Consider the following 23,367-nt stretch of genomic DNA (forward strand, 5'->3'; position numbering starts at 1 on the left):
GTCAGCCCGGCGGTCAGCAGCGGCAGCAGGTCGCGCTGTACGTCGGCGGTGCCGGTCGCCTCGGCCAGGCGCCCGTGCCTGACCTGCAGCGGTATGGCCCGCTCCCAGCACATCTCGAACAGCGCGGACAGCGCGTCCAGCAGCGTCGAGTCGTGTACCACCAGCGCCGACTCCACGACGTGCTGGTCGTGGCGGAGCGGCATGATCGCCAGGGGGAGGTCGTTCAGGGCCAGCTTCACCGGCACGTCGCCGACCCTGGCCTGCTCGCCTGCCGCGACGTAGCGGGTGATTTGCGAGAGAGTGCCCGGCACCTCCATGGCCCGCCTGTCGTACAGCGCCCGGTACTCGACACCCCGCTCCAGCAGCTCGAACTCCACCGCGTTACCGCCCACGGGGGTCGCGTACGGCGGCGCGTCGAAGACGCGGATCAGCCGCCGCGCGCCCTCCTGGAGCCGCCGGAACCACCGCCCCACCGCGTCCTGCCCGACCACCACCTCCACCCTGTCGTTCTCCGGGTCCTGATCGGGCACCGAGCGGTGGAAGCGGGCCGCGAGCTGGGCGGCGCGGTGGCGGGCCGCGGCCAGTTCGCGGGTGCGCGCCCGGATCAGGGCGTCCAGCCCCATCTCGGGGGAGACCGCCACGTAACGCGGCGGGTCCTCGGGGAGACGGGTGATCAGGCCGAGCTCCTCCAGCCCGGCGGCCGTGGACGCGACGTGCCCCAGCTCGGCCAGCGTGGCGGGGGAGTGCTCGACCAGTGCCTCGTACAGGGCCTGCTCGGCGTACGAGAGCCCGATGATCTCCAGCACGACCACAGCATGTCCTATTTCCGCACATGGCGGGAAGAGGACTCGCAACCGTCTTTCGCGACTTTACTGCGATCTGTCATGGTTCCCGGGGACACGATGATCTCTGAGGAGACGCATGATCGGCCGGTCGCTTGTCGCGTTAGGGGTGCTGCTGTCCACCGGGATGGCCGCGCCGACCCCACTTCCCGCCCCCTCGGTCCCGGCGCCGGTCGCCGGCATGACGGGGGCGTCCCCGAAGAAGATCACGTTGATCACCGGGGACGTGGTGACCTACAGCACCGCCCAGGACGGCGGCCCGCAGGCCCAGGTCGAGCCGGCCCAGCGCCCCGGGGGCACGCCGGTGTTCTTCATGTCGGAACGCGAGGGCGACGCGTACTACATCTACCCCACGGACGTGATGGGCGAGGTGTCGGCGGGACGCCTGGACAAGGGCCTGTTCGACGTGGCGTACCTGGCGGGCAACGGCTACTCCGACGCGGAGAGCCCCACCCTGCCCCTGATCGTCCAGCACGGGCCGCAGCAGCGGATCGCCGGGGCACGCACCCTCACCAGCATCGACGGCATGGCCGTCAAGGTGGACAAGAAGGCCGCCGGGCAGTTCTGGTCCGGGGTCAGCACGGCCAGGGCCGCCTCCTCGAAGATCTGGCTCGACCGCAAGGTGCAGGTCACGCTCGACCGGAGCGTCAAGCAGATCGGCGCCCCCGAGGCGTGGGCGGCCGGGTTCAAGGGCACGGGCGTCAAGGTGGCCGTGCTCGACACCGGCGTCGACGCCACCCACCCCGACCTGGCAGGCCGGATCGCCGCGACCGAGAACTTCAGCTCGGAGAAGAGCGCCCAGGACGGGCACGGCCACGGCACGCACGTCGCCTCCATCATCGCGGGCAACGGCGCCAAGTACCGAGGGGTCGCCCCCGAGGCGTCGCTGCTGATCGGCAAGGTGCTCAACAACTACGGCGGCGGCCTGGAGTCCGACGTCATCGAAGGCATGCAGTGGGCGGTCGCTCAGCAGGCCCGCGTGGTCAGCATGAGCCTCGGCGGCTGCTGCCCGGGCCCGGACAACCCGCTCGACCAGGCCCTGAACAAGCTCACCGCCGACTCCGGCGCGCTGTTCGTGGTCGCCGCGGGCAACGACGGCAAGAGCCGCGCGATCGGCTCGCCGGGCACCGCGGCCTCCGCGCTGACCGTCGCCGCCGTGGACCGCTCGGACGCGCTGGCGTCCTTCTCCAGCCGGGGCCCCACCGCGATCGACTACAGCCTCAAGCCCGACGTCAGCGCCCCCGGCGTGGACATCGTCGCCGCCCGCGCGGCCGGCACGTCCATGGGCGAGCCCGCCGAGGACGGCTACACCACGGCGTCCGGCACGTCGATGGCGACCCCGCACGTCGCAGGCGCCGCCGCGATCCTCGCGCAGCAGCACCCCGGCTGGACCAACACCGAGCTCAAGGCCGCGCTCACCAGCACTGCCCACGGCGACGGACAGGACGCCTACGAGGAGGGCGCTGGCCGTGTCGACGTCGCCCGCGCCGTCAAGCAGCAGGTACGCGGCTCCGGCGGCGTCGACTTCGGCTTCCTGCCCTCGCCCCAGAGCGGCCCTGTCACCAAGACCCTCACCTACACCAACGACGGCGACCAGCCGGTGACCCTCACCCTGAGCACCGGCGTCAAGGCGCACCGGGGAGACCTGCAGGCCCGCACGCTCACCCTCGACCACGACACGGTCACCGTCCCCACGCACGGCACCGCGCCCGTCGCGGTCACGTTCGACCCCGCCGGTCCCGACACCTGGTACGAGGGCTATGTGCGGGCCTCGAGCGGCGACGTCCAGGTGAACACGGCCGTCGGCGCGTTCGTCGAGCCGCGGAAGGTCACCGTGCGGGCCCGGGTCGTGCTGCCCGACGGAGCCACCGCTCCCACGGCGATCCCGTGGATGTTCATGCGGACCGACGACCGCGACGACCTCCAGTACTCCTACGCCCCCGCCTCCGGCGCCGAGACCGAGGCCCAGGTCTATCCCGGCACCTACACCGTGCTCACCGCCCTGGCCTGGCGCGGCGCGGACGGCGAGTGGGTCCAGTCGCTGCCCTCCGACCCGCAGGTCGAGGTCACGAAGGACACCACGGTCACGCTCGACCTGCGCAAGGCCCGCAAGGTGTCGGTGGAGACGCCGCGCGACTCGGAGGTCCGCCTCTCGCAGTACGCCTACCGCCGCACCGCCGCCAACGGCGTCGCCTACGTCGACGTGCAGTCCCTGTATCCCGAGTACGGGCTGCACAACTACGTGATGCTGCCCACCCGCAAGGTCACGCAGGGCACGTTCGACCTCACCGGCCGCTTCCAGCTCGGCGCGCCCGCGATCCGCATGAAGGTGCCCGGCGGTCCCGACCTCACCCCGCGCTATCTGAACGTGAACCCGGAGACGCCCAAGCTCGACGGCCGCGCCAGCCTCCCGCTCGTCTACGCCGGCACGGGCACCGACTTCAGCGCCCTGGACGTGCGCGGCAAACTCGTCCTGCTGAACCTCGAGGACCTCTGCCCGACCATGGCGTGCTCGGGCAACGCCCTGGACCGGGTCAAGGCCGCCCAGCAGGCCGGCGCCGTGGGCGTCCTGGGGTACGGGGCCGTCAACCGGGCCTTCCTCGCCCCAGCGGGCAGCTGGCCCACGTACCCGATCCCGACCATGAGCCTGACCGCCACGCAGGGCCGGGCGCTGGCCGCCCTCGCCGGGCGCCGGCCGGTCACCGTGGCGGCGGAGGGCGTCGCGACCACGCCGTACCTGTACTCGCTGATGCTGCCCGAGCGCGGCCGGGTCCCCGCCGACCTCGGCTATTCGATCAAGACACGCGACCTGGAGCGGATCGACGACCGCTTCCACGCCGACCGGCCCGGCACCGTGGGGCTGAGCACCTCGGCGACGCTCCTGACCCGGCCGGGCAGGTACGCCGGGACGTGGTCCATGGACCACACCGTGCGCGCGCGGACGACCTTGACCGAGTACGTCGGGCCGGTCTCGCCGGACGTCATCTGGACCCGTACCAACACGACGACGTACGACGAGGGCACCGACTACTACACCAAGCACGCGCTGACGGCCACCGCCATCGACTTGTTCGCCTCCGCCGGCTCGCGCGCCGAGGCGTGGGGCATCCAGCCCCGCGTGCCCGGCAACGTCGTCGTCTCCGACGCGGTGCTCAAATCCGGCACCGCCCAGTGCTTCCCGTGCCGCACGAACGACACCTGGCTGGCGGCCCTGCCGATCATGGGTCCCATGCCGAACCACCAGGAGGCGTTCGCGTACAACGCGAACTTCCAGAGCGCCACGCACGGCGGCAAGGACGAGATGCACCTGTACCGCGACGGCCAGGAGGTCCCGCTCGTCGAGAACACGATCGTGCTCGCCATCTTCGCGATCATCGTGCCGACGTTCTCCCTCCCGGAGGCGGACGCGACCTACCGGCTCACCGACAAGTTCCACACCCCCAACCCGTCGCAGCTGTACGCCAAGGACGTCGAGACCGCGTGGACGTTCCGCTCGAAGCGGCCGACCGGCGGGATGACCACGACGGACGACGGGCTCTGCCTGGCCTGGTTCGCCACGGGCAAGCTGGCGCCGTGCGAGCCGGTCAGGCGGCTCAACCTCCGCTACGACGTGCCCCTCGATCTGGACAACCGGCTCAAGGCGGGCACCTCGCACCGGATCACCGTCACCGGCTACCACGGGTCCTACGGCGTGCCGGACGCGAAGCTCACCGCACTGAAGCTCTCGGTCACGTTCGACGACGGCGCCCACTGGACGCCGGTCCCCGTCTCCGCCTCGGGCCGCGCCACCATCACGCCTCCCGAGCTGGCCGGCACCACGGGCGCGGTGGGGCTCAAGGCCCAGGCCACGGACGCCGAGGGCAACACCGTGGAGCAGACCGTATACCGGGCGTACGGCCTGAAGTGACTCATGGCTCTCCCCGCTTCCAGGACCCCGGAAGCGGGGAGAGCCGGCAACCGGGTCAAGCTCAGCCTGCTCGACCTGCCGCTCAGGCCGGACCAGCTCGTGGAGCTCATCCCCCGTCCCCTCCGCGAGCAGGCCGAACGGCTGCGCCAGACCTTCCCGGAAGACTCACTCTGACACGCGCGCTTGCCGGGCAGGGCCAGGGTTTCCTCTCAACTGAGATCATCCCGGAGTGCCCGCCTGATGTGCGCCTATCTGGCGTACCTACGTGCCACACCGTGAGCCGCCGGACACCATCCAGGTCGGGTTGCTACGCGCGGTGGAGAAGGCTCGGGATGAGGCGCAGCGCAACGGCAACGTTGACTGGGACGAGTACCATGAGCGCCTCCTGGCCGAGTCCTTACGTGAGCAGGCGCTTTCCGCTGAAGCCGCGGTGCGGCCAGGTGACGCATGGTCTTGTCTGGCATGGATCACGCATGTGACATGGGCATGGGATTTTGGGGTACGTCGAACTGTCAGGCGGCCGGATCCACGACGTCGCCCAGACGACCACAGTCAGCGTCAGCGCATTTGCAGAGGGCACGCGGCCGCCAGTATTCGCGGTGGAGGGCTCGATGAACACGCGGACAGCTCAGCCCCAGGTTGGGATCACCCCGAACATGTTTGGAATCTCCTACGGGTTGGCCGGTCTGGCCACCTGCTGGGGGTACGCGGCCATGCTGGGGGTGGCGCCCGCGCTGGTGGCCGACGTCCTGTTCATCGTTACCGCCGTCGTGTGGCTGGTGCTCATCGTCGGCTACGTGTCGCAGGTTTCGCGCCGGCCCGGCGGCTGGCGCGCCGAGCTGGCCGATCCGGTGCTGGCGCCGTTCGTGTCGCTGATCCCGATCGTCGGCATGCTCCTGGCGACCGGTCTGATGCCCCACGCCCCCACCGCCGGTCGGTGGCTGTTCGCGGTCTTCGCCGCCGCCACCACCATCCTGGCCGGATGGATCACCGGCCAATGGATCGTCGAAGAACTCGACCTGGACCGTCTGCACTCCGGCTACGTCCTGCCCGCCGTCGCTGGAGGACTCATCGCCTCCATCGGTGCCGCCCGCGCTGGCTGGACCGTCATCGCCCACGCGTTCATGGGCGTCGGCGTCATTTCGTGGCTGCTCATCGGCTCCGTCATCATGGCCCGGCTACTGTTCCGCCCCCGCCTGCCTGCGCCACTGCTGCCCACCCTGGCCATCGAGATCGCGCCGCCCGCTCTCGGCGGCCTTGCCTACCTGGCCATCACCCACGACAAGGTTGACGCCGTCGCCCTGGTGTTCGGCGGGTTCACCGCGCTCGCCGCCATCGTCCAACTCCGGCTGATCCCCGTGTACCGCCGGCTGGCGTTCAGCCCCGGGTTCTGGTCGTTCGCGTTCCCATACGCCGCCGTCGCCATCTTCGCCCTGCACTGGATCAACTACGGAAGGCCCGTCGGGTACACGGTGTGGGCCTGGTGCGTACTGCTCGCGATCACAGCCTTCATCGCCGCGCTCGTCGCGGAGACAACGGCCGCCCTCGCCCACCGTAGATTCCTGCCCCGACTCCAGTAACCGCAAGCACCGCAGTCGCGGCATACCAGCCGACAGGATCACAGGCAATTACTTCCACGTCTGGCTTTCAGACCGGCTAATATTCGGCTCCCATTTTCACTTTCGCGGCAAGTCATCACAGATTTTTGTCTGAGCCATTTTCTTGACACTCCAGATTGAGGTTGGACTTAACCGCGCTGCGGCGTGGATGGCCCAGCTTGCAGAGGGCTTTGCCTCGGCGATGTTTACGCGCACTTGCTGTCGGCTATGGTGGTGAATGCAGCAGCATGTCCGGCACCGAGGGCGTTGGTGAGCGTCCTACTGCAGCGGCCGTGAATAGACTGACGGGGGGATCCGCTCTCCATGAAAGGACAACGAGTTTATGGCTTTTGGTTGCGTCGTGACTAACGACGCAAGCCCTATGAGTCGGAACGGTAACGGTCGGCACGGACCAATCCCCGACGGGGTTGAGGGCGGCGGTCCCGGCCACGGCGAGCGCTGGTTGGCGTAGAGACGCTGAAGTGGCCTGTCATCTTTCCTCCTTCCGCTACCCGAAAGGAGAAAGATCGTGAGGACTTTCACGCTTCCAGAGCCGAGGAGAACCCAGCGGCGGCCTGTGCTCGCGCTCGCGGTGGCCGTATTGACGCTCGGCGCTCAGCACGCCGCAGCACCCGCGGCCTATGCCGCCCCGCTCTCGACCGCGAACGCCGTCACGCCGCCGACTCGGGGCAACGTGGTGATCGAGTGGAACCGGACGCTACTCAACATCGTGCGCAGTCCGCACGCACAGCCGGCCACCATTCATCCCACGCGGAACTTCGCCATCATGAGCGCAGCCGTCTATGACGCGGTCAACGCGATCAGCCGCGCTCATCCCCTCTACGGCTCCAGCCTTGCCGCACCGCGGGATGCCTCCCGCCCCGCCGCGGCCGCGGCGGCCGCGCACGACACCCTCGCCGCCCTGTACCCAGCGCGTAAGGCCAGCCTGGACCGCCAGTTGTCCTCCGATCTCGCCGGTATCCCCGACGACCGGGCCAAACAGGAGGGCATCAAGGTCGGCGCCCAAGCGGCTCACGCCATCATCGCCCTGCGCGCGCACGACGGCGCCGACGCCACCCCGCCGCCCTACGCCACCACCGGCAAACCCGGCGACTACCGGCCGACCCCGCCTGCCTTCAAGGCACCGGAGTTCACCCACTGGGGCAACGTCACCCCGTTCGTACTCCGTACCGGCCACCAGTTCCGTCCCGCCGCGCCCCCGGCGCTGAGCAGCCCTGCCTACGCAGCCGCCATGAACGAGGTCAAGACCATCGGCGCCGCCCACAGCACCACGCGCACAGCGGACCAGACCACGCTCGCCAAGCTCTGGAGCGCCCCAGCCCAGAACTACTGGTACGACATCGCCCAACAGATCGCCCTCGCGCGCCACAGCGATCTCGACCAGTCAGCGAACCTGTTCGCCCTGCTCAACCTGACCCTCGCCGATGCCGTCATCGGCATCTACGACGCCAAATACACATACCGGCTCTGGCGGCCGATCACCGCCATCCGCCTCGCCGCCGGCAACCCGCAGGTCAAACGAGACCCGAAATGGACCCCGCTTGTCGCCACCCCTCCCGACCCGTCCTATCCAGGCATGCACAGCGAGATCAGCACAGCCGCCGCCACAGTACTCGCGGCCTTCTACGGCGACCGCAACGCCTTCACCCTCACCGCACCTGCCGCCGCCGGCGGCCCTCGGCCGTATACCAAGCCCTATACCAGCTTGAGCGCCACCGCGACTGAAGCCGGGCTCAGCCGCATCTGGGGCGGCTTGCACACCCAACTCGACCATAAGTCCGGCAACGAACTCGGCGCCGCCATCGCCCGCTACGCGCTCGGTCAGTCCAAGCTCGCCCCAGCCGTCCCGGGTTCCCCAACCGCAAAGCCCGCGGCCGGCAGCGCCACCCGCGCGAGCACCACCGTCACGGTCCGAGACTCCAAGCTCGGCAAGATCCTCGCCGACGGCCGAGGACGCACGCTGTACCTGTTCGAGGCGGACAAGGGCACCAACTCGACCTGCTACAGCGCATGTGCGAGCGCCTGGCCGCCACTGACCACCACGGGCAGGCCGCAGGCCGGCGGCGGCGCATCACCCGCCTTGCTCGGCACCACCACCAGGACCGACCACACCACCCAGGTCACCTACAACGGCCACCCGCTGTACCACTTCCTCAGCGATGCCAAGCCCGGCGACACCACCGGGCAGGGTCTCAACTCCTTCGGCGCCAAGTGGTACGTGCTCAACCCGAAGGGCAACAAGATCCCAGCGCGCTGAATGCCGTCGGCCACGACAGCCGCCATACGCACAACATCAAGCGGGTTGTTGCGACGGCGCCGGCCGCACGGATCATGGGAGGGAGCAGACGGACATGGGAGCAGCGCGGAGGATGTCACCCCGCCTGGCCTCGCCGCGGCTCGCGACAGCCGCCGGGCTCGCTCTGGCCGTGACGGTGGCCTTGTATGCTGTCGGCCGGATACACACCCCGGACTTCGCCAGCAGCCTGTTCGGACGCCGCGGCAACGACGCGAACCTTCTGAAGGCGCAAGTCGGCACCGCCCTGTTGGGCCTGGCTTTCTACCAGCTCATATTGGCGCTGTGGATCTACCAACGGCTACCCAAGGCCGGCGCCGCCCCTCGCTCGGTACACCTCGCCCACCGCATCGGCGGAGCCGTGCTGTTCGTGCTCTCCCTACCCATCGCTTACCACTGCATCACCGCCTACGGAGTGCAGATGGACAACGCCCGGGTCGCTCTGCACTCCCTCGCCGGCTGCTTCTTCTACGGCGCATTCGCCGCGAAGGTACTCCTCGTCCGCAGTCGGCACCTACCCGGCTGGGCGTTGCCACTCGCCGGCGGCACCCTGGTCACCCTCATCGTGATCCTGTGGTACTCAGCGGCGCTCTGGCAGCTGGCCCAGCCGTAGCAGTCAGCCGCAAGCTTGGCCCGCATCCAGCGGGAACGCATTGGGAACGATCAGCCGCAGTGGGCTGGTGTCAGCCGTAGGCGGCCGGACACAACGGGAGAGGCCCGTCACCGCGTTTCCGCTGGTGACGGGCCTCTTGCCGCTGGTGTGGATCATTGTACGTATGATGCACGGCGGCCAGGCTTCAGACGCGGATGCCCGCCTTCCGCCAGACCTTGAGCAGGCGGCGGGCCGAGCCGCCGACGGGTCCGACCGCCTCGTACAGCACCTCCCGCGACACCGGCTTGGCTTCCGCCACGGCGGTCACGGCCTCGTCCGCGGCGGTGATCGTGTGCGAGCAGACGCTCAGCAGGTATTCCGGGATCTGCAGGCTTGGATCCGTGCAGCCCACCAGCGGGACGCCCACGGCCGCGACCACGGGGAAGACGGTCCCCGGGATGCCGATGGCGGCCTCGGCCCGCGCCGACGCCTGGACCGACGCCACGGAGCTGATCTCGTACTGCTCCCACAGCGAGCGGTCCTCGCGCGGGTGCAGCCCGACCAGGATGTGCTTGCCGGCCGCCGCCAGCCGTTCGGCCGCGGCCAGGAGCAGCTCGGTGCCGGGGGCGGAGCCGCCGGTGCTGCTGGACTTGGTCACGCTGGTCAGCACCAGGACGGTGCCGGGCTCGGGGGAGTGCCTGGGCAGGTCGTCGGTCTGCGGGGTGCCCACGACCGTGATCGGGCGGCGGGTGCCCAGGTAGTCGTCGAACACCTTGGCCTCGGCGGGCGAGGACGCGGTGATCGCCCTGAGCCGGTCGCGGAACTCCTTCGCACGAGGCGCCTCGACGGGCAGCTGGTACGCCAGCGAGCTCGCGATCAACGGCAGCTTCCCGAACCGCGCCGCGCACTCCGCCGGCCAGTCCCCGGCGCCCGTCACGACGAGCAGGTCGGCGCTCTGCACTTGGTCCGGCGTCACCACCGGCACCGGATCGCCCGGCTTGATCCCGGACAGATCCGGCACCAACTGCGTGATCTCCCACCCTTGCCGCCGCGCCTCGGGCAGCAGCGGGGCCGCGTGGTAGGTGCCCCACGGCTCGTTCGTGGCGATCAGGACCCGGGGCGTTCTCCGGCTCCGCCCGGTGGCCGCCTGCGCGGCGGTGCCGCCCAGCACGGTGAGGCCGGCTCCGGAGAGCGCGCCGGCAAGAAGGGAACGCCGGGAAAGCACGGCAGGTTTGTCATCAAATTTCACGAGGTTCGAATCTATGGGCTGGTTGCTACCCGTTTGTGAACATGGGCTGACGTCCAGGCGAACCACGCGGACAGATGAACCGGGTCGCGTGTCACCGGATCTCGGCGGCCTCCTCCCGCACGAGGTGCATGCCCGTGGGCAAACCGGCGACGGTGGCGGTGCCGTCGTGGCCCACTCCCGCCTCGACCTCCGTGCCCGCCACGCGCAGTCCGGCGACCGTCAGCGCTCCCAGGGGCGCGCCGGACAGCGGGCGCAGGTGCGCCCGGCCCTCCGGCACGTCGGGGTAGAGGCCCAGGGCCGCGTGGGCGATGGCGACCGCGGCGGCTGCGGACCAGGCCTGGGGGCGGCAGGCCGCGGGGTACGCCACCGGCCGGCCCACCTGGTCCCGGGCGTCACCCGCGTACAGCTCCGGCAGCCGGTAGCCGAACGACTCGGCCGCCGCCAGCAGCCCCTCGGCGAGGGTGACCGCCTGCTCGTCGAAGCCCTCCCTGGCCAGGGCGGCGATGACGATGGCCGTGTCGTGGGGCCAGACGGATCCGCAGTGGTACGACAGCGGGCTGAACCCGCCCTCACGCGACGACATCGTGCGCAGCCCGAACCCCTCCGCCATGCCGGGAGACGCCAGCAGGCCGGCGACCTGGGCCGACTCCTCCCGCGAGAGCAGGCCGGTGCCGAGAAGGTGGCCGATGTTGCTGGTGAGGGCGTTCACCGGGCGCTTGTCGCCGTCGAGGGCGAGCGCCGGGAAGCGGCCCTCAGGCCCGTCGACCCAGAAGGCGGCGCGGAAGCGCTCGGCCAGCGCCGCGGCGTACTCGCGCCAGCGAGCCGCCCCAGGGAGGCCGAAGGCGTCCAACAGGGCGGCCCCGTGCAGGGCCGCCTGGTGCGCGTAGCCCTGCACCTCGACCAGCGCGATCGGTGGCTCGGCCTGACGGCCGTCGTGGAAGCGCACCGAGTCGCCCGAGTCCTTCCAGCCCTGGTTGGCCAGGCCGCGGCCGCTCGCGTCGACGTACTCGATGAACCCGTCCCCATCGGGGTCGGCGTGGTCGGCGAGCCAGCCCAGCGCGGCCCGCAGGTTCGGCAGCAGCGCCTCGACCTCGCGCGGCGGCATGCCCCAGCGCCACGCGTCGTGCAGGAGGCTGATCCAGAGCGGGGTGGCGTCGATGGTGCCGTAGTAGGCGGCGGGCAGCCGCCCGTCCTGGCCCGCCAGGTCGAACGCCTCCCTGCGCAGCTCGTGCATGATCTTTCCGGGAGCCTCACCCGTGTCCGGGTCGAGGCGCCGCCCCTGGCGGCGGGCCAGCACGCGCAGGGTGCCCGCGGCCAGCCGGGTGCCGAGCGGGAGTAGCATGCGTGCCGCCCAGATGCTGTCCCTGCCGAAGAGGGTCAGGAACCAGGGCGCTCCCGCCCCGAGAAACGTGTCACCGGGCGCGCCCGGCTCGGCCAGCCGCAGCGACCTCAGGTCTTCGAGCGACTGGTCGAGCAGCCTGGTGATGCGCCGGTCGTCGGCGGTGACGCGCGGCGGGCTCCATTCGAGGGAGGAGGCGGGGGGCACGACGACCGCGGCGGGGTCCTCCACGGCGAGCTCCCAGCGCAACGTCACCCGGCCACGCGGCGGCAGACTCACCTCCCACCGCAGGCACACCCCACCCGCCACCGCCGCGAGCGGCTCGCCACCGCCCCCCGCCTCCGCCTCGGCGCCGTCGCTTGACCGACGCGGGACGCCGCCTTCCGGGGTGGCGTCTTCCCCAGCCACGAGCGCCTGGGCGCCGTGGCCGGTGACGGTGACCTCGGTGGTGCCGGAGCGCCAGGTCAGGCGGCCCGCTCCGGCCACGGTCGCACGCGCGGGGACGCCGGAGCGGCCGGACTTGACCGCTTCGATGGCCGCGAAGTCGCACGACAGCTCGACCGTGATCGTGGCCGTCACCGGCGACGACGAGGTGGAGATGATCTCGATCTGCTCGCTCATCCCGTACGGCCCGAGCTCCCGCAGCCGGTCCAGCCGGACCGTGGGATCGGCCGTGCGGTCGCCGAGCCAGCGGGCCAGCGACACGAAGCGGGCACGGCCGGCGCCGGCGGGCGCATGGCCGACGGACTCCGGCTCCCGCCCGTCCACCAGCAGCCGGGCCTGGGACAGCACCCGGCGGTCCGCGCAGAAGAGTCCCTGCACGCCGGCCGGGCGGATCTGGCCGTCGGTGTCGCTCAGCGCGCTCGCCGGCGCCATGACGGTGCTGACCAGATCGTGCAGCAGCGGCTGAAGCACTACGACTCCCCCTTGGGGTTAGGTCAATGATCACCACCGGGTCTTGACAGGAGGACGCCGGGGGTGCAGATTTCGAAACACTCCGCTAACTTTTGAACGATCAAATCATGCCTCACCAGACTTTGAACGTTCAACCCCTCGAAAGGCGCTTGATGGCGGAAAAGGTGACGATCACCGACGTGGCAAGGGCTGCGGGCGTGTCGCGCCAGACGGTGTCCAACACGCTCAACAGCCCGGAAGTGGTCCGAGAGGAGACGCGCAAGCACGTCCTTGAAGTGATCGAGCGGCTCGGCTACCGCGCCAACCAGGCCGCCCGCCAGATGCGTACCGGCCGCTCCCGCCTGATCGCCATCGGCATCGAGCCCGACGGCGACGGGATCAGCGGCTCATGGGCCGATCGCTTCCTGCACAGCCTGACGGAGACGGCGGCCCAGGAGGGGTACCGGATCCTGCTCTACACCGCCGCGGACGACCGCTCGGAGATCGCCACGTACGAGGACCTGCTCGGCGCCTACAAGCCGGACGCCTTCGTCCTGACCGCCACGCATCACGACGACATCCGCGCGTCCTGGCTGCTGGAGCGCGGCCTGCCGTTCGTCGCCTTCGGCCGGCCATGGAGCGACCTGCCCGACGCCCGCCATCCGTGGGTAGACGTGGACGGCGCCGCGGGCACCGAGGCGGCCACCCGCCACCTGCTGGCCGCCGGTCACCGGCGCATCGGCTTCATCGGCTGGCCGCCGGGCTCGGGCGTGGGCGACGACCGCCGGGAAGGATGGGCCCGCGCGCTCGCGGGCGTCCCCGAAGGTCGGCCCCGCGCAGGTGGACCGGGTCTCGACCGGTTGCAGCGGGCGGTCGAGGACGGCATCGCCGCCGGGGAGAGCGCGGCCCGCGACCTGCTCAGGGCGGATCCCGAGGTGACCGCCCTGGTGTGCGCCAGCGACTCGCTCGCACTGGGCGCGCTGCAGGCCCGCGAACCCGACCGGCCCGTCGCCGTGGTCGGCTTCGACGACACGCCCGCCGCGAAGGCCGTCGGCCTGACCAGCGTCCACCAGCCGCTCGCCGATGCCGCGGCGGCCTGCGTCGAGCTGCTCGCCCGCACCCTGGAGAGCCCCGACGCCGAACCGCCGTCCGCTCACGTGCTGCTGCCCCCCAGCCTGACCTTCCGCCAGTCCGCTTGACCCCACCCCCCTACGCGAGAACAGGACCACACCGATGACGCCAAGCACCCGCCGCGCCGCCACGCTCAGCAGCCTCGCCTGCGCCTCACTCCTCCTGTCGGCCTGCGGCAGCGGCTTCGACGACAAGCCGAGCCCGGCTCAGCAGACCGGAGGCCAGGTCACGCTGCAGATCCTCATCGGCTCCTCCGGCGAGGCCGAGACCGCCGCCGTCAAGCAGGCCGCTCAGACGTGGGCCGCCTCGGCCGGGGCGGCCGCGACGGTGACGCCCGCCCAGGACCTCGCCCAGCAGCTCGGCCAGGCCTTCGCCGGTGACAACCCGCCGGACGTGTTCTACGTGGACGCCTCCCGCTTCGCCGACTACGCCAGCGTCGGCGCCCTGGAGCCGTACGGGGACAAGATCAGCCAGCCTGACGACTTCTACCCCTCCCTGCGTACGGCGTTCACCCGCGACGGCAAGTTCTACTGCGCTCCCAAGGACTTCTCCACCCTCGCCCTGATCGTCAACCAGGACCTGTGGTCCAAGGCCGGGCTCGGCGACGCCGACGTGCCCACCACCTGGGAGCAGCTGACCTCGGTCAGTGAGAAGCTCAAGGCCAAGGGCATCACCCCGCTGGCGATCGGCCCGACCCGCGACCGCGTCGGCGCGTTCATGGTGCAGGCCGGCGGCTGGCTCACCAGCACTGACGGCAAGCAGGCCACCGCCGACAGCCCGCAGAACCTCGCGGCGCTCGAGTACGTGCGCTCCCTGGTGTCGGCCAAGCTGGCCAGATATCCCGACCAGCTCGACGCGGGCTGGGGCGGCGAAGCGTTCGGCAAGGGCAAGGTCGCGATGACCATCGAGGGCAACTGGATCAAGGGCGCGCTCAAGGCGGACTTCCCCGACATCAAGTACGCCGTCCACGAGCTGCCCGCGGGCCCCAAGGGCAAGGGCACGCTGTCGTTCACCAACTGCTGGGGCATCTCGGCCAAGAGCAAGCACAAGGAGCAGGCCATCGCGTTCGTCGAGGCGATGACCAAGGCCGACCAGCAGATGGCCTTCGCCAAGGCGTTCGGCGTCATGCCCTCGCGCCAGTCCGCCAAGAGCGCCTACACCAGCGAGTTCCCGGCCGACGCGCCCTTCGTCAACGGTGCCGACTACGCCCAGGGTCCGGTGAACGCCCCCAAGATGGACAGCGTCCTGGCCGACTTCGACACCGGGCTCCAGCAGCTGGCCACCACCGCGCCCAAGACGCTGCTGCAGCGGACGCAGAAGAACATCCAGGCCGCGCTCGGCACGTCATGACCGCACGCAAGACACGCGAGAACCTCGCGGGCTGGCTGTTCGTGGCGCCCGTCGTGGTGATCCTCGGCCTGTTCATGCTGGCGCCGATCCTCATGGCGTTCTGGGTGAGCCTGACCGACTGGAACGGGCAGGGCAGCCCGTTCCGGAGCGGCGTGCCGTTCGCCGGCGTGGACAACTACGCCCGCCTGTTCACCGAGGAGGGGCTGGCCCGGCAGGACTTCATGACGAGTGTCCGCAACAACGTCTACTTCGTGGCCATCGTGGTGCCCGTCCAGACCGTGCTGGCGCTCGGCCTGGCTCTGATCGTCAACAGCCGGCTGCTCAGAGGCAGGACGTTCTTCCGCGCCGCGTTCTTCTTCCCCTCGGTCACCAGCTCGGTGGCGATCAGCGTCGTGTTCCTGTTCGTGTTCGCCAACTCCGGCGCGGTGAACGGCATGATGAGCCTGCTCGGCATCGACGGGCCCCAGTGGTTCGCCGACTCGCGCGGCCTGCTGCATCTGCTGCTGGGCGCCATCGGGGTGGTCGATCCTGAGGCGCCACCGGAGGCACTGACCAGCGGCGGGCCGTTCGGGCTGTCGTGGTGGGAATGGCTGTCGGGGCCGAGCGTGGCGATGAGCACCATCATCATGCTGGTCGTCTGGACCACGTCCGGGACGTTCATGCTCATGTTCCTGGCCGCGCTGCAGGACATCCCCGTGTCGCTGGAGGAGGCCGCGATGCTGGACGGGGCGGGCCGCCGTCAGGTCTTCCGGTACGTGACGCTGCCGCTGCTCAAGCCGACCCTGTTCCTGGTGCTCACGCTGGGGCTGATCTCGACGTGGCAGGTGTTCGACCAGGTCTACGTGATGAGCCAGGGCAATCCCGCCAAGACCACGCTCACTCCGGCTTTCCTGTCGTACCAGACGGCTTTCCGCAGCTTCGAGTACGGCTCGGGCACCGCGATCTCGTTCGTGCTGTTCGCCATCATCGTGGTGCTGACCCTGGTCCAGCGCTGGGTGATGAGGGAGAGGACCGGGAGTCTCCGCCATGGCTAAGGACAACGCGCGCTCGCTGGCCTCCACGTTCGCCGGCTACTTCGTACTGATCTTCTTCGCGCTGGTCTTCCTCTACCCGTTCGTCATCCAGATCGCCACCTCCTTCAAGACCGAGCCGGACGCGGCCGCCTACCCCCTGTCGCCGATCCCCGACCCGGTGTCGATGGGCGGCTACGAGAAGGTGTTCGTCAACACCGACCTGCCGCTGTGGCTGGGCAACTCGGTGCTGGTGACCGTGGTGGTCACGGCCGGGCGCGTGCTGCTCGACTCCATGGCCGGCTACGCGCTCGCGCGACTGCGCTTCGCCGGGCGGCGCGCGCTGTTCTCGGCGATCGTCGCCGTCCTCGCGGTGCCGGGGGTGGTGCTGTTCATCCCGAAGTTCCTGGTGCTGAACCAGCTCGGCATGTACGACAGCTACACCGCGCTGATCCTGCCGGTGATCGCGGACGCGGGCGGCGTGTTCATCATGAAGCAGTTCTTCGAGTCGCTGCCTGCCAGCGTCGAGGAGGCGGCTCGGGTGGACGGGGCGGGGGTCTTCCGCACGTACTGGTCGGTCGTGCTGCCGATGGCCCGGCCCGCGCTGCTGACGCTCACGATCATCTCGTTCCAGAGCACCTGGAACGAGTTCCCGCACAGCCTCGTCGCGGTGCAGAGCCCTGAGCTGTTCACGCTGCCGCGCGGGCTGGCCGACCTGGTGAGCGGGTCGCTGGGGAAGGGTACGCAGTATCCGCTCAAGCTGGGCGCCGCGTTGCTGGCGACCATTCCGGTGGCCGTCGTCTTCGTGGTCTTCCAGCGGTACTTCGTGCGTGGCGCCAACGAGGGCTCCGAGAAGGGCTGAGCGCCCGGGGGTGCTTGCCCCGGGCGCTCAGTCAGCTCAATCAGTAGCGTTCGCTGAGGTTGAGGTTGATCTCGTTCAGCACGACGGTCACCTTGGTTTCGCGCAGCAGGTCCGCCGCCTGCAGGGCGGACTGCGCGTACCTGGCGGCCTGGCCTGTGCTCGTCAGGTCGAGCAGGCCGGCCGGGACCGAGACGATCCTGGTGGCCGCGTTGATCCGCCGGTCGGACAGGTTGAGGTACGTGGTCAGCAGTTCGGCCCGCAGCAGCCTGGGCTGCAGGAGCGGCAGCGTGAAGGCGGCGCCCACCTCGGCCTTGGAGAGCGCCCCGTCAGGGGTCGAGCCGTCGGCGCCGTCGTAACGCTGGTCGGTCGCCTGCACACGGGCCAGCAGGTCGGGCGTCCAGTCGCTCTGGTGCAGCGCCCAGACGAGCTGCGCGCGCGGGTCGCGGCTGGGCGGCTGCTCGGTGACCGTCGATGCGGCCGTGGCCGTCACGCCGGGGTACTCGCAGTCGCCCGCGCCGCCGTACTCGAGCGTCGCCCGGGTGGCGACGACGGTCCCGCCGGCGGTCAGCAGGCTCGTGCGCGCGGTGTAGCTGATCGTCGCGGTCGCGCCCGGGGCGACCGTGCCCGGCTTCCAGCGCAGCGTCGTGGTGCCGTCGCCGCCCTTGACGACCTCGGCGGGTTTGGGGCCCGTGCCCTGGTCGAGCGCCTGGCTGTAGTAGACGTCGCCCGGCAGCGTGTCGGTCACGACCACGCCCGTGGCGGGCGCCGAGCCGGTGTTGCGGTAGGTGAGGGTGTAGGTGAGGGGATCGCCGGCGTGCGCGCTGGGCGTCGCCGTCTTGGTCAGCGTCAGCACGGGGACGTGGGCGGTGGTCTTCGCGGTGGCGGTGTTGTCGCCCAGCAGCAGCTCGGGCTCGGCGCCGCCGGAGGCGTCCTTGCCGGTGACCTTGGCGGTGTTGGTGAGCACGGCGCCGTCGGTGACCGTGCAGGGCACCTGGTAGGTGAAGGTCTGTGTGTTGCTCTGCCCCGCGGGCAGGTCGGGCAGGTTACGGGTGACGACCGCGCCGGTGGGCGGCGTGTCGGTGAGCGAGACGGCGGTCGCGGTGCTGGGGCCCTTGTTGCCGACCTTCACCGTGTACGTGAGCTGATCGCCGGGCACGGCGTCAGCCTTGTCGACGGTCTTGGTGGCGTTCAGGTCGGCGGCGAGCAGCCGTTGCAGGTCATCACCGGAGATCTCTTGCAGGTACGGGCCCTGGGAGCCCTCGGCGAAGTAGCGGCTGGAGGAGAAGTCATACACCAGGCGGTCCCAGTCGGGGCGGCTGAGCAGTGTCTGCCCTGCTGAATGGTCCGCGCAGCCGTCGAGGGCGGGGATGCGGTTGATGTCGACATTTACCGACTTTTCCAGATTCGGCGTGTTCGGCGGGTTCGGCGGGCTGGGCAGGAGGTCCACCCGCCAGTTGATCTTCCCGTCGGCCACGTAGCGATGCCACAGGTTGTCCACGCTGCCCCAGATGACCAGCCGGTTGCCCGCACCGCCGACGGCCGGCTGCTTGGTTTCGTCCAGGTTGCTCTCCACCAAGGTGTCCGGCTGCACTTGCTGGAAGTCGAGCGGCCGGTCGGGGTCCAGCTGCTGGTCTTCGGGCAGAGTGCGGGCGGTGGCGAACTGCCGCGAGTAGTTCATGACGCTGAAGTAGTTGGGCTTGCAGTTGATCGAGTCGACGCGGCCGTCGTCGGTGCGCCCGCCGTGGCCCAGGCCGAAGGTGTGGCCCAGCTCGTGCAGCAGTGTGGCCTGCCGGACGGCGCCGATGCCGTTGTAGCGGCTGACGTCGACGTTCGCCGCCAGGCGGCCGACCGACACCACGAAGTCGTTGCTGCCCCGATCGTCCAACTCGGCCATCCCCGTGGTGAGGTTGGGGTGCTGCTTGCCGTTGCTGTCGGTGACGGTCGCGGGGCTCAGCCCGTGGATGAAGATGCCGTACCGGAAGTGCAGCCGCTTGAACAGCAGGACCTGCTCGCACAGCGGGCTGGCCCGGTCGGCCGCGGTGCCGAAGTGGCCGTCCTCGCCACCGTGCGCGCACGTCTTGTCTGAGGCACCCCACTTCAGGGCGTCGAATTCGGAGTTGTCGCCGTCGAAGCGCAGGCTCTCCGCCCAGGGCACCTCCTCGTCGGGTATCAAGTGCAGGGCCAGCCCGGTCGCGCCGGTGAGGTCGTTGGTGACCGGCGCGGCGTTGAACACCTGCTGCACGGCGTTCAGGTCGGCCTGGTCCGGCTGTTCGCCCTTCATCCAGTCGATCTCGACGAACAGGTCACGGCGCCTGGTGTCGGCGTACTGCTCCAGGTGCAGGTCGATGGTGCCGTTGTCGTCGAAGTCGAGGCCGCGGTACTCGGCGTAGTCGGTGAAGCTGTCGCCGTCGCTGTCCTCGAAGGAGTACGGCCGGATGTCGAAGCAGACCTGCACTGGCGGCTGCTCGTCGTCCTTGCCGAGCAGGCACTGGCTGGGCGAGGTCAGGTCGCCGGAGAGGTCGCCGTCCACCAGGTCGAGTGTGAACCGCGCGGTGGCGTCGCCGCGGCGCGGCGTGGCGTCGGCCAGGTCGTCGCCGTTGGGGTCGGGGGCGGGGTCGTAGTCCCAGATCTGGACCGAGATGTCCACCGAGGGCAGCGAGGTGGACACCTGGCGGGTCATCGTCCACCCCTGGGGCAGGAAGACCTGCGTCTGGTCGTCAGGGGCCCGGGGGGTGGTGAACGTGTCGGAGCCGATGGTGATCTTCGCATAGAAGTCAGGGGCGCTCATGCCGGCGTCCTCGAGCCCTTCATTCCTGCAGTGCTCGCATTCGACGGACATGATCCGCACCGTCACCGGCTGCGTGGCCGGAGCGCTCCAGGCGGGAGCGGCCGGGAGCCCGAGCAGGCCCCCGGCGACCAGTAATAAGGCCACCAGAACTCTTGTGTACATGTCGTTCCCCCGCGCGTCGGCGTCGTGTCGGCAGTACCGACGATCAACCGCGCCGGGCGACAGCGCATGAGTAGCCCCCTACTCAACCCTTGGTCGCGCCGCCCGTCAGCCCCTTGACGAACTGCTTCTGCAGCAGCAGGTAGAAGACCAGGATCGGCAGCGTGGCCAGGAACATCAGGGCGAACATGCCGCCGAAGTCCGCGGCGTACTGGCCGAGCGACTTGTACACGCCCGTCATGATCGTCGTGCCCTCGCGGGGCCCGTAGATGATCAGCGGGTTGAGGAAGTCGTTCCAGATCCACACCCCGAGGAAGATCAGCACACTGGCGGTGGCCGGCCGCAGCAGCGGGAAGACGACGCGCCAGAACGTCTGCCACCGCGTCGCCCCGTCGATCGCGGCCGCCTCCTCCAGCTCGCGCGGGATCCCCTTCATGAACCCGGAGAAGACGAACACCCCGAACGGGACGTAGTAGCCGACGTTGAACAGGACGAGGCCCTGGAGCGTGGACATCAGCCCGAGCGACTTGAGCACCTGCGTGACCGGGATGAGGATGACCTGCGGCGGGATCATCAGGCCGCACAGCAGCAGCACCATCACGGCCCGGGACCACCACTGGTCGTGCCGCGCCAGGTAGTGGCCCAGCATGGCCGACAGCAGCGTCAGGATGACGATCGACAGCGAGGTGACCACGACGCTGGTGCGCAGCGACGACCAGAAGAGGCTGTCGGGGTCGGTCAGCACGCGGACGAGGTTGTCCAGGGTGGGCGGCGCGGGCAGGGACATCGTGTCGCGGGCGACCTGCCCACTGGCCTTGAAGACGTTGATCAGCGCGATGTAGAGCGGGATGAAGAAGACGGCGCCGATGACGAGCGCGACCAGCGGGCGCACCCACGGCAGGCGGGATGTCACAGCTGCACCTCCCTGCGCTGCAGGATCCGCAGCGTGACCACCGACAGCACGGCGATGATGACGAGCATGACGACCGCCTCGGCGGAGGCGTAGCCGGTGCGGTTCTCCACGAACCCCTCCTGCAGGACGACGAACGCCACGCTGGCCGTCGTGCCCGTGCCCGGGCCGCCGTTCGTGATGACCTTGACGTGGTCGAAGATCTTGAACGCGGAGATCAGCAGCACGACCGTGTTGATGGTCAGCGCGGGGGCCAGCAGCGGCCAGGTGACCTTCCAGAAACGCCGCAGCGGCCCGGCCCCGTCGATCGCGGCCGCCTCGGCCAGCTCCTGCGGCACCCCCTGCAATCCGGCCAGATAGACGACCACGCAGAAGCCCAGCATCTGCCAGCAGACGATGGACGACAGCGAGTAGAGCGCGATGTCCGGGTCGGACAGCCAGCCGGGCGGCTCGCTGACGCCCAGGGCACGCAGCCCCTGGTTGACCGGCCCGTCGTCGGCGAGCACGCGGGTCCAGATCACGCTGATGACCACCGAGCTGATCACCATGGGGGTGAAGAAGACGCTGCGCAGCGCGTTGTAGAGCCAGCCGCGCCGGTCGAGGATGACGGCGATCGCCACGCCGAGCACGTTCGGGACGATGACCACGATCAGCGACAGGATGGTGGTGACGCGCAGCGAGTTCAGGAACGTCTCGTCCTTGAACAGCAGCGCGTAGTTGCGCAGCCCGACGAATTGCGTGTTCGGCCTGAGCAGCGCCTGGTTGGTGAGGCTGTAGCCGACGCTCATGGCGATCGGCAGCAGCACCAGGCACGTGTAGACGAGCGTGCCGGGCGCCGCGAAGGTCAGGAAGTGCCACAGGCCCGGCCGTGCCGGTCGCCTGCTCCCATGGCGCGCGAGCGCGCCGGGCCTGCGTTGGGTGGTGCTGACGGCCATCAGCCGCTCTTCTCCCATTCGGTGTCGAGGAACGCCAGCACCTGGTCCGTCGTCTTCTTGCCGCTGACCAGGTCCTGCGCGCTCGACCAGAACTTGCCCTGCATGCCGGGCAGCATCGCCGCGTCGCCCGCCTCCCAGCTGAAGGCCGGGACGGTCGCGTTCTGCTGCAGCGCCTGCTGCCACAGGTCGTACACGGCCTTGAAGACCGGGCCGGTGGTGGACGGCGGCGTGTAGCCCTTGATGGCCGGGAACAGCGCGTCGGCCTTGACCGAGGCGTCCAGGTTCTCCTTGGTCAGCTGGAAGGCCAGCGCGAACTTCTTCGCCGCGCTCATGTTCTTGGCCGTGGCGCTCACGGACAGGCCGCCGCCGGTGAACGCCGGCAGGTGCAGGCTCCCGTCGTCGCTGGGCCAGGCGAACACGCCGATGTCGTCCTTCAGGTCCGACTGGTCGGCCGCGGCGGCGAACCAGCTCCCCATCGGGTACATCGCGCCCTTGCCGGCCAGGAACGCCTCCTGCGTCTTCGGGTAGTCCTGACCGATCTGCCGCTTGTCGATGTAGCCCTTGGCGGCGAGGTCGGTGAACTTCTGCGTGGCCGCCTTCATGGCCGGGTCACCGGCGAACGTCACCTGGCCGGCGCGCCGCTTGGCGATCCAGTCGGGCGTCTTGGCGTACAGGTCGGTGGCCAGGATGGCGGTCCACGGCTGGGAGGTGACGAACACGCCGCCGCTCACGAACGGCGTGATCCCGGCGGCCTTGAGCTTCTCGGCGTCGGCCAGCAGCTCGGCGTACGTCTTCGGTGGCGCGGCGATCCTGGCCTTCTTGAAGAGCTTCTTGCTGTAGTAGACGTTCGGGATCGTCTGGGTGTTGGCCGGCAGCTGCAGCACCTTGCCGTTGACCGCGCCGCACGTCGGGCAGATGAAGTCCTTCAGCTCCTGCTCGCTCCAGGTCGCCAGGTTCGGCTCCAGGGCGATCAGGTCCTGCATGCCGATCTGCACGTCGGGCAGCTGCCCCGACGCGGCCAGCTGCTTGGCGTAGTCGTTGCGCTCGGACTCGGACGGCGCGGCGACGAGCTCCACGTCGAGGTCGGGGTTGGCCTTCGTCACCAGCGCGACCTGGGCCTTCCAGTACGACTCCGGCAGGTTCGGCGACGGGAAGACCAGGAAGGTGACCTTCTGCTCGCCGCCGGTCGAGGGCGCGGCGGACGTGCCGGGCGTACCGCTCGAGCAGGCGCTCAGCGCCAACGTGACGGCCAGTGCGATCGCACCGGGCACGGACAGCTTGTTCATGGTGGGCTCAGTCTTCTTCGGTGGTGGGGGATGGGGTGTCGTCGCCGGTCGTCCGGTGGACGACGTTCGACGGTGGGCCGTAGCGGAAGGCACGCACCCGGTAGGACGCGTGCCGCTCCTCGGGCAGGGTGACCAGGCCGAACGTGTTGACGTCCGGCGCGAGCACGGCGGTCACCCGGTAGTCGGGCCAGCCGGCCGGCC

16 protein-coding genes and 1 pseudogene are annotated in these 23,367 nt (G+C 70.0%); 9 read left to right on the top strand and 8 right to left on the bottom strand.

Features of this window, described 5'->3' with window-relative positions:
- A partial coding sequence (locus tag AB0J09_RS25010) for a transcriptional regulator (protein WP_360695562.1) occupies positions 1-806 on the bottom strand: 806 nt, incomplete at its 3' end.
- Between the two features lie 115 nt (positions 807-921).
- Here AB0J09_RS25010 and AB0J09_RS25015 point away from each other — a divergent pair.
- The 5 genes from AB0J09_RS25015 to AB0J09_RS25035 all read left to right on the top strand — a co-directional run bounded on the left by AB0J09_RS25015 (position 922) and on the right by AB0J09_RS25035 (position 9,274).
- Positions 922-4,749 carry a S8 family serine peptidase gene (locus tag AB0J09_RS25015; protein WP_360695565.1) on the top strand — a complete coding sequence of 1,276 codons (3,828 nt, stop codon included), beginning with the start codon at positions 922-924 and terminating at the stop codon, positions 4,747-4,749.
- A gap of 3 nt (positions 4,750-4,752) precedes the next feature.
- Positions 4,753-4,923, top strand: a complete 171-nt coding sequence (locus AB0J09_RS25020; RefSeq protein WP_360695568.1) for a hypothetical protein — start codon at positions 4,753-4,755, stop codon at positions 4,921-4,923.
- A 482-nt stretch (positions 4,924-5,405) separates the two neighbouring features.
- The gene (locus AB0J09_RS25025; protein ID WP_360695571.1) at positions 5,406-6,329 is read left to right on the top strand and encodes a hypothetical protein; all 924 of its coding nucleotides are present in this window, start codon (positions 5,406-5,408) and stop codon (positions 6,327-6,329) included.
- Between the two features lie 547 nt (positions 6,330-6,876).
- Positions 6,877-8,625 (top strand): phosphatase PAP2 family protein, encoded by a 1,749-nt coding sequence (locus tag AB0J09_RS25030; protein WP_360695574.1) that lies wholly within the window; start codon positions 6,877-6,879, stop codon positions 8,623-8,625.
- A 94-nt stretch (positions 8,626-8,719) separates the two neighbouring features.
- On the top strand, positions 8,720-9,274 hold the full coding sequence (locus AB0J09_RS25035) for a DUF6529 family protein (protein ID WP_360695577.1): 555 nt from the start codon (positions 8,720-8,722) through the stop codon (positions 9,272-9,274).
- Between the two features lie 184 nt (positions 9,275-9,458).
- On the opposite strand, the gene AB0J09_RS25040 is transcribed toward AB0J09_RS25035, so the two are convergent.
- Positions 9,459-10,502, bottom strand: coding sequence for a hypothetical protein (locus tag AB0J09_RS25040; RefSeq protein WP_360695580.1), 1,044 nt, complete (start codon positions 10,500-10,502; stop codon positions 9,459-9,461).
- 91 nt (positions 10,503-10,593) lie between these two features.
- Positions 10,594-12,756 carry a glycogen debranching N-terminal domain-containing protein gene (locus AB0J09_RS25045; RefSeq protein ID WP_360695583.1) on the bottom strand — a complete coding sequence of 721 codons (2,163 nt, stop codon included), beginning with the start codon at positions 12,754-12,756 and terminating at the stop codon, positions 10,594-10,596.
- Between the two features lie 152 nt (positions 12,757-12,908).
- Between AB0J09_RS25045 and AB0J09_RS25050 the strand changes: the two genes are divergently transcribed.
- The 4 genes from AB0J09_RS25050 to AB0J09_RS25065 are packed head-to-tail and all read left to right on the top strand — an operon-like array spanning position 12,909 to position 17,088.
- The gene (locus tag AB0J09_RS25050) at positions 12,909-13,934 is read left to right on the top strand and encodes a LacI family DNA-binding transcriptional regulator (RefSeq protein WP_360695586.1); all 1,026 of its coding nucleotides are present in this window, start codon (positions 12,909-12,911) and stop codon (positions 13,932-13,934) included.
- Between the two features lie 34 nt (positions 13,935-13,968).
- Positions 13,969-15,216 carry an extracellular solute-binding protein gene (locus tag AB0J09_RS25055; protein ID WP_360695589.1) on the top strand — a complete coding sequence of 416 codons (1,248 nt, stop codon included), beginning with the start codon at positions 13,969-13,971 and terminating at the stop codon, positions 15,214-15,216.
- On the top strand, positions 15,213-16,250 hold the full coding sequence (locus AB0J09_RS25060; protein ID WP_360695592.1) for a sugar ABC transporter permease: 1,038 nt from the start codon (positions 15,213-15,215) through the stop codon (positions 16,248-16,250). The genes AB0J09_RS25055 and AB0J09_RS25060 overlap by 4 nt, the downstream gene beginning before the upstream one ends.
- Positions 16,243-17,088 (top strand): carbohydrate ABC transporter permease, encoded by an 846-nt coding sequence (locus tag AB0J09_RS25065; RefSeq protein ID WP_360695595.1) that lies wholly within the window; start codon positions 16,243-16,245, stop codon positions 17,086-17,088. Before AB0J09_RS25060 ends, AB0J09_RS25065 begins: the two co-directional genes overlap by 8 nt.
- A gap of 40 nt (positions 17,089-17,128) precedes the next feature.
- Here AB0J09_RS25065 and AB0J09_RS25070 read toward each other — a convergent pair whose 3' ends face one another.
- From AB0J09_RS25070 to AB0J09_RS25090, 5 genes and pseudogenes are all read right to left on the bottom strand, one after another.
- The gene (locus AB0J09_RS25070) at positions 17,129-20,038 is read right to left on the bottom strand and encodes a hypothetical protein (RefSeq protein ID WP_360695598.1); all 2,910 of its coding nucleotides are present in this window, start codon (positions 20,036-20,038) and stop codon (positions 17,129-17,131) included.
- Positions 20,039-20,120: 82 nt separating this feature from the next.
- Entirely contained in the window at positions 20,121-20,948 is an 828-nt protein-coding gene (locus AB0J09_RS25075) for a carbohydrate ABC transporter permease (RefSeq protein ID WP_360695601.1), read from the bottom strand.
- Entirely contained in the window at positions 20,945-21,880 is a 936-nt protein-coding gene (locus AB0J09_RS25080) for a sugar ABC transporter permease (protein ID WP_360695603.1), read from the bottom strand. Before AB0J09_RS25080 ends, AB0J09_RS25075 begins: the two co-directional genes overlap by 4 nt.
- Positions 21,880-23,166: an extracellular solute-binding protein gene (locus AB0J09_RS25085; RefSeq protein WP_360695606.1), complete on the bottom strand. Its 1,287-nt coding sequence runs from the start codon at positions 23,164-23,166 to the stop codon at positions 21,880-21,882. The genes AB0J09_RS25080 and AB0J09_RS25085 overlap by 1 nt, the downstream gene beginning before the upstream one ends.
- Positions 23,167-23,173: 7 nt before the next feature.
- A pseudogene (locus AB0J09_RS25090) lies at positions 23,174-23,367 on the bottom strand (hypothetical protein); the annotation flags it as partial.

This window comes from Nonomuraea sp. NPDC049784 (genome assembly GCF_040659615.1).
Classification (GTDB): domain Bacteria; phylum Actinomycetota; class Actinomycetes; order Streptosporangiales; family Streptosporangiaceae; genus Nonomuraea.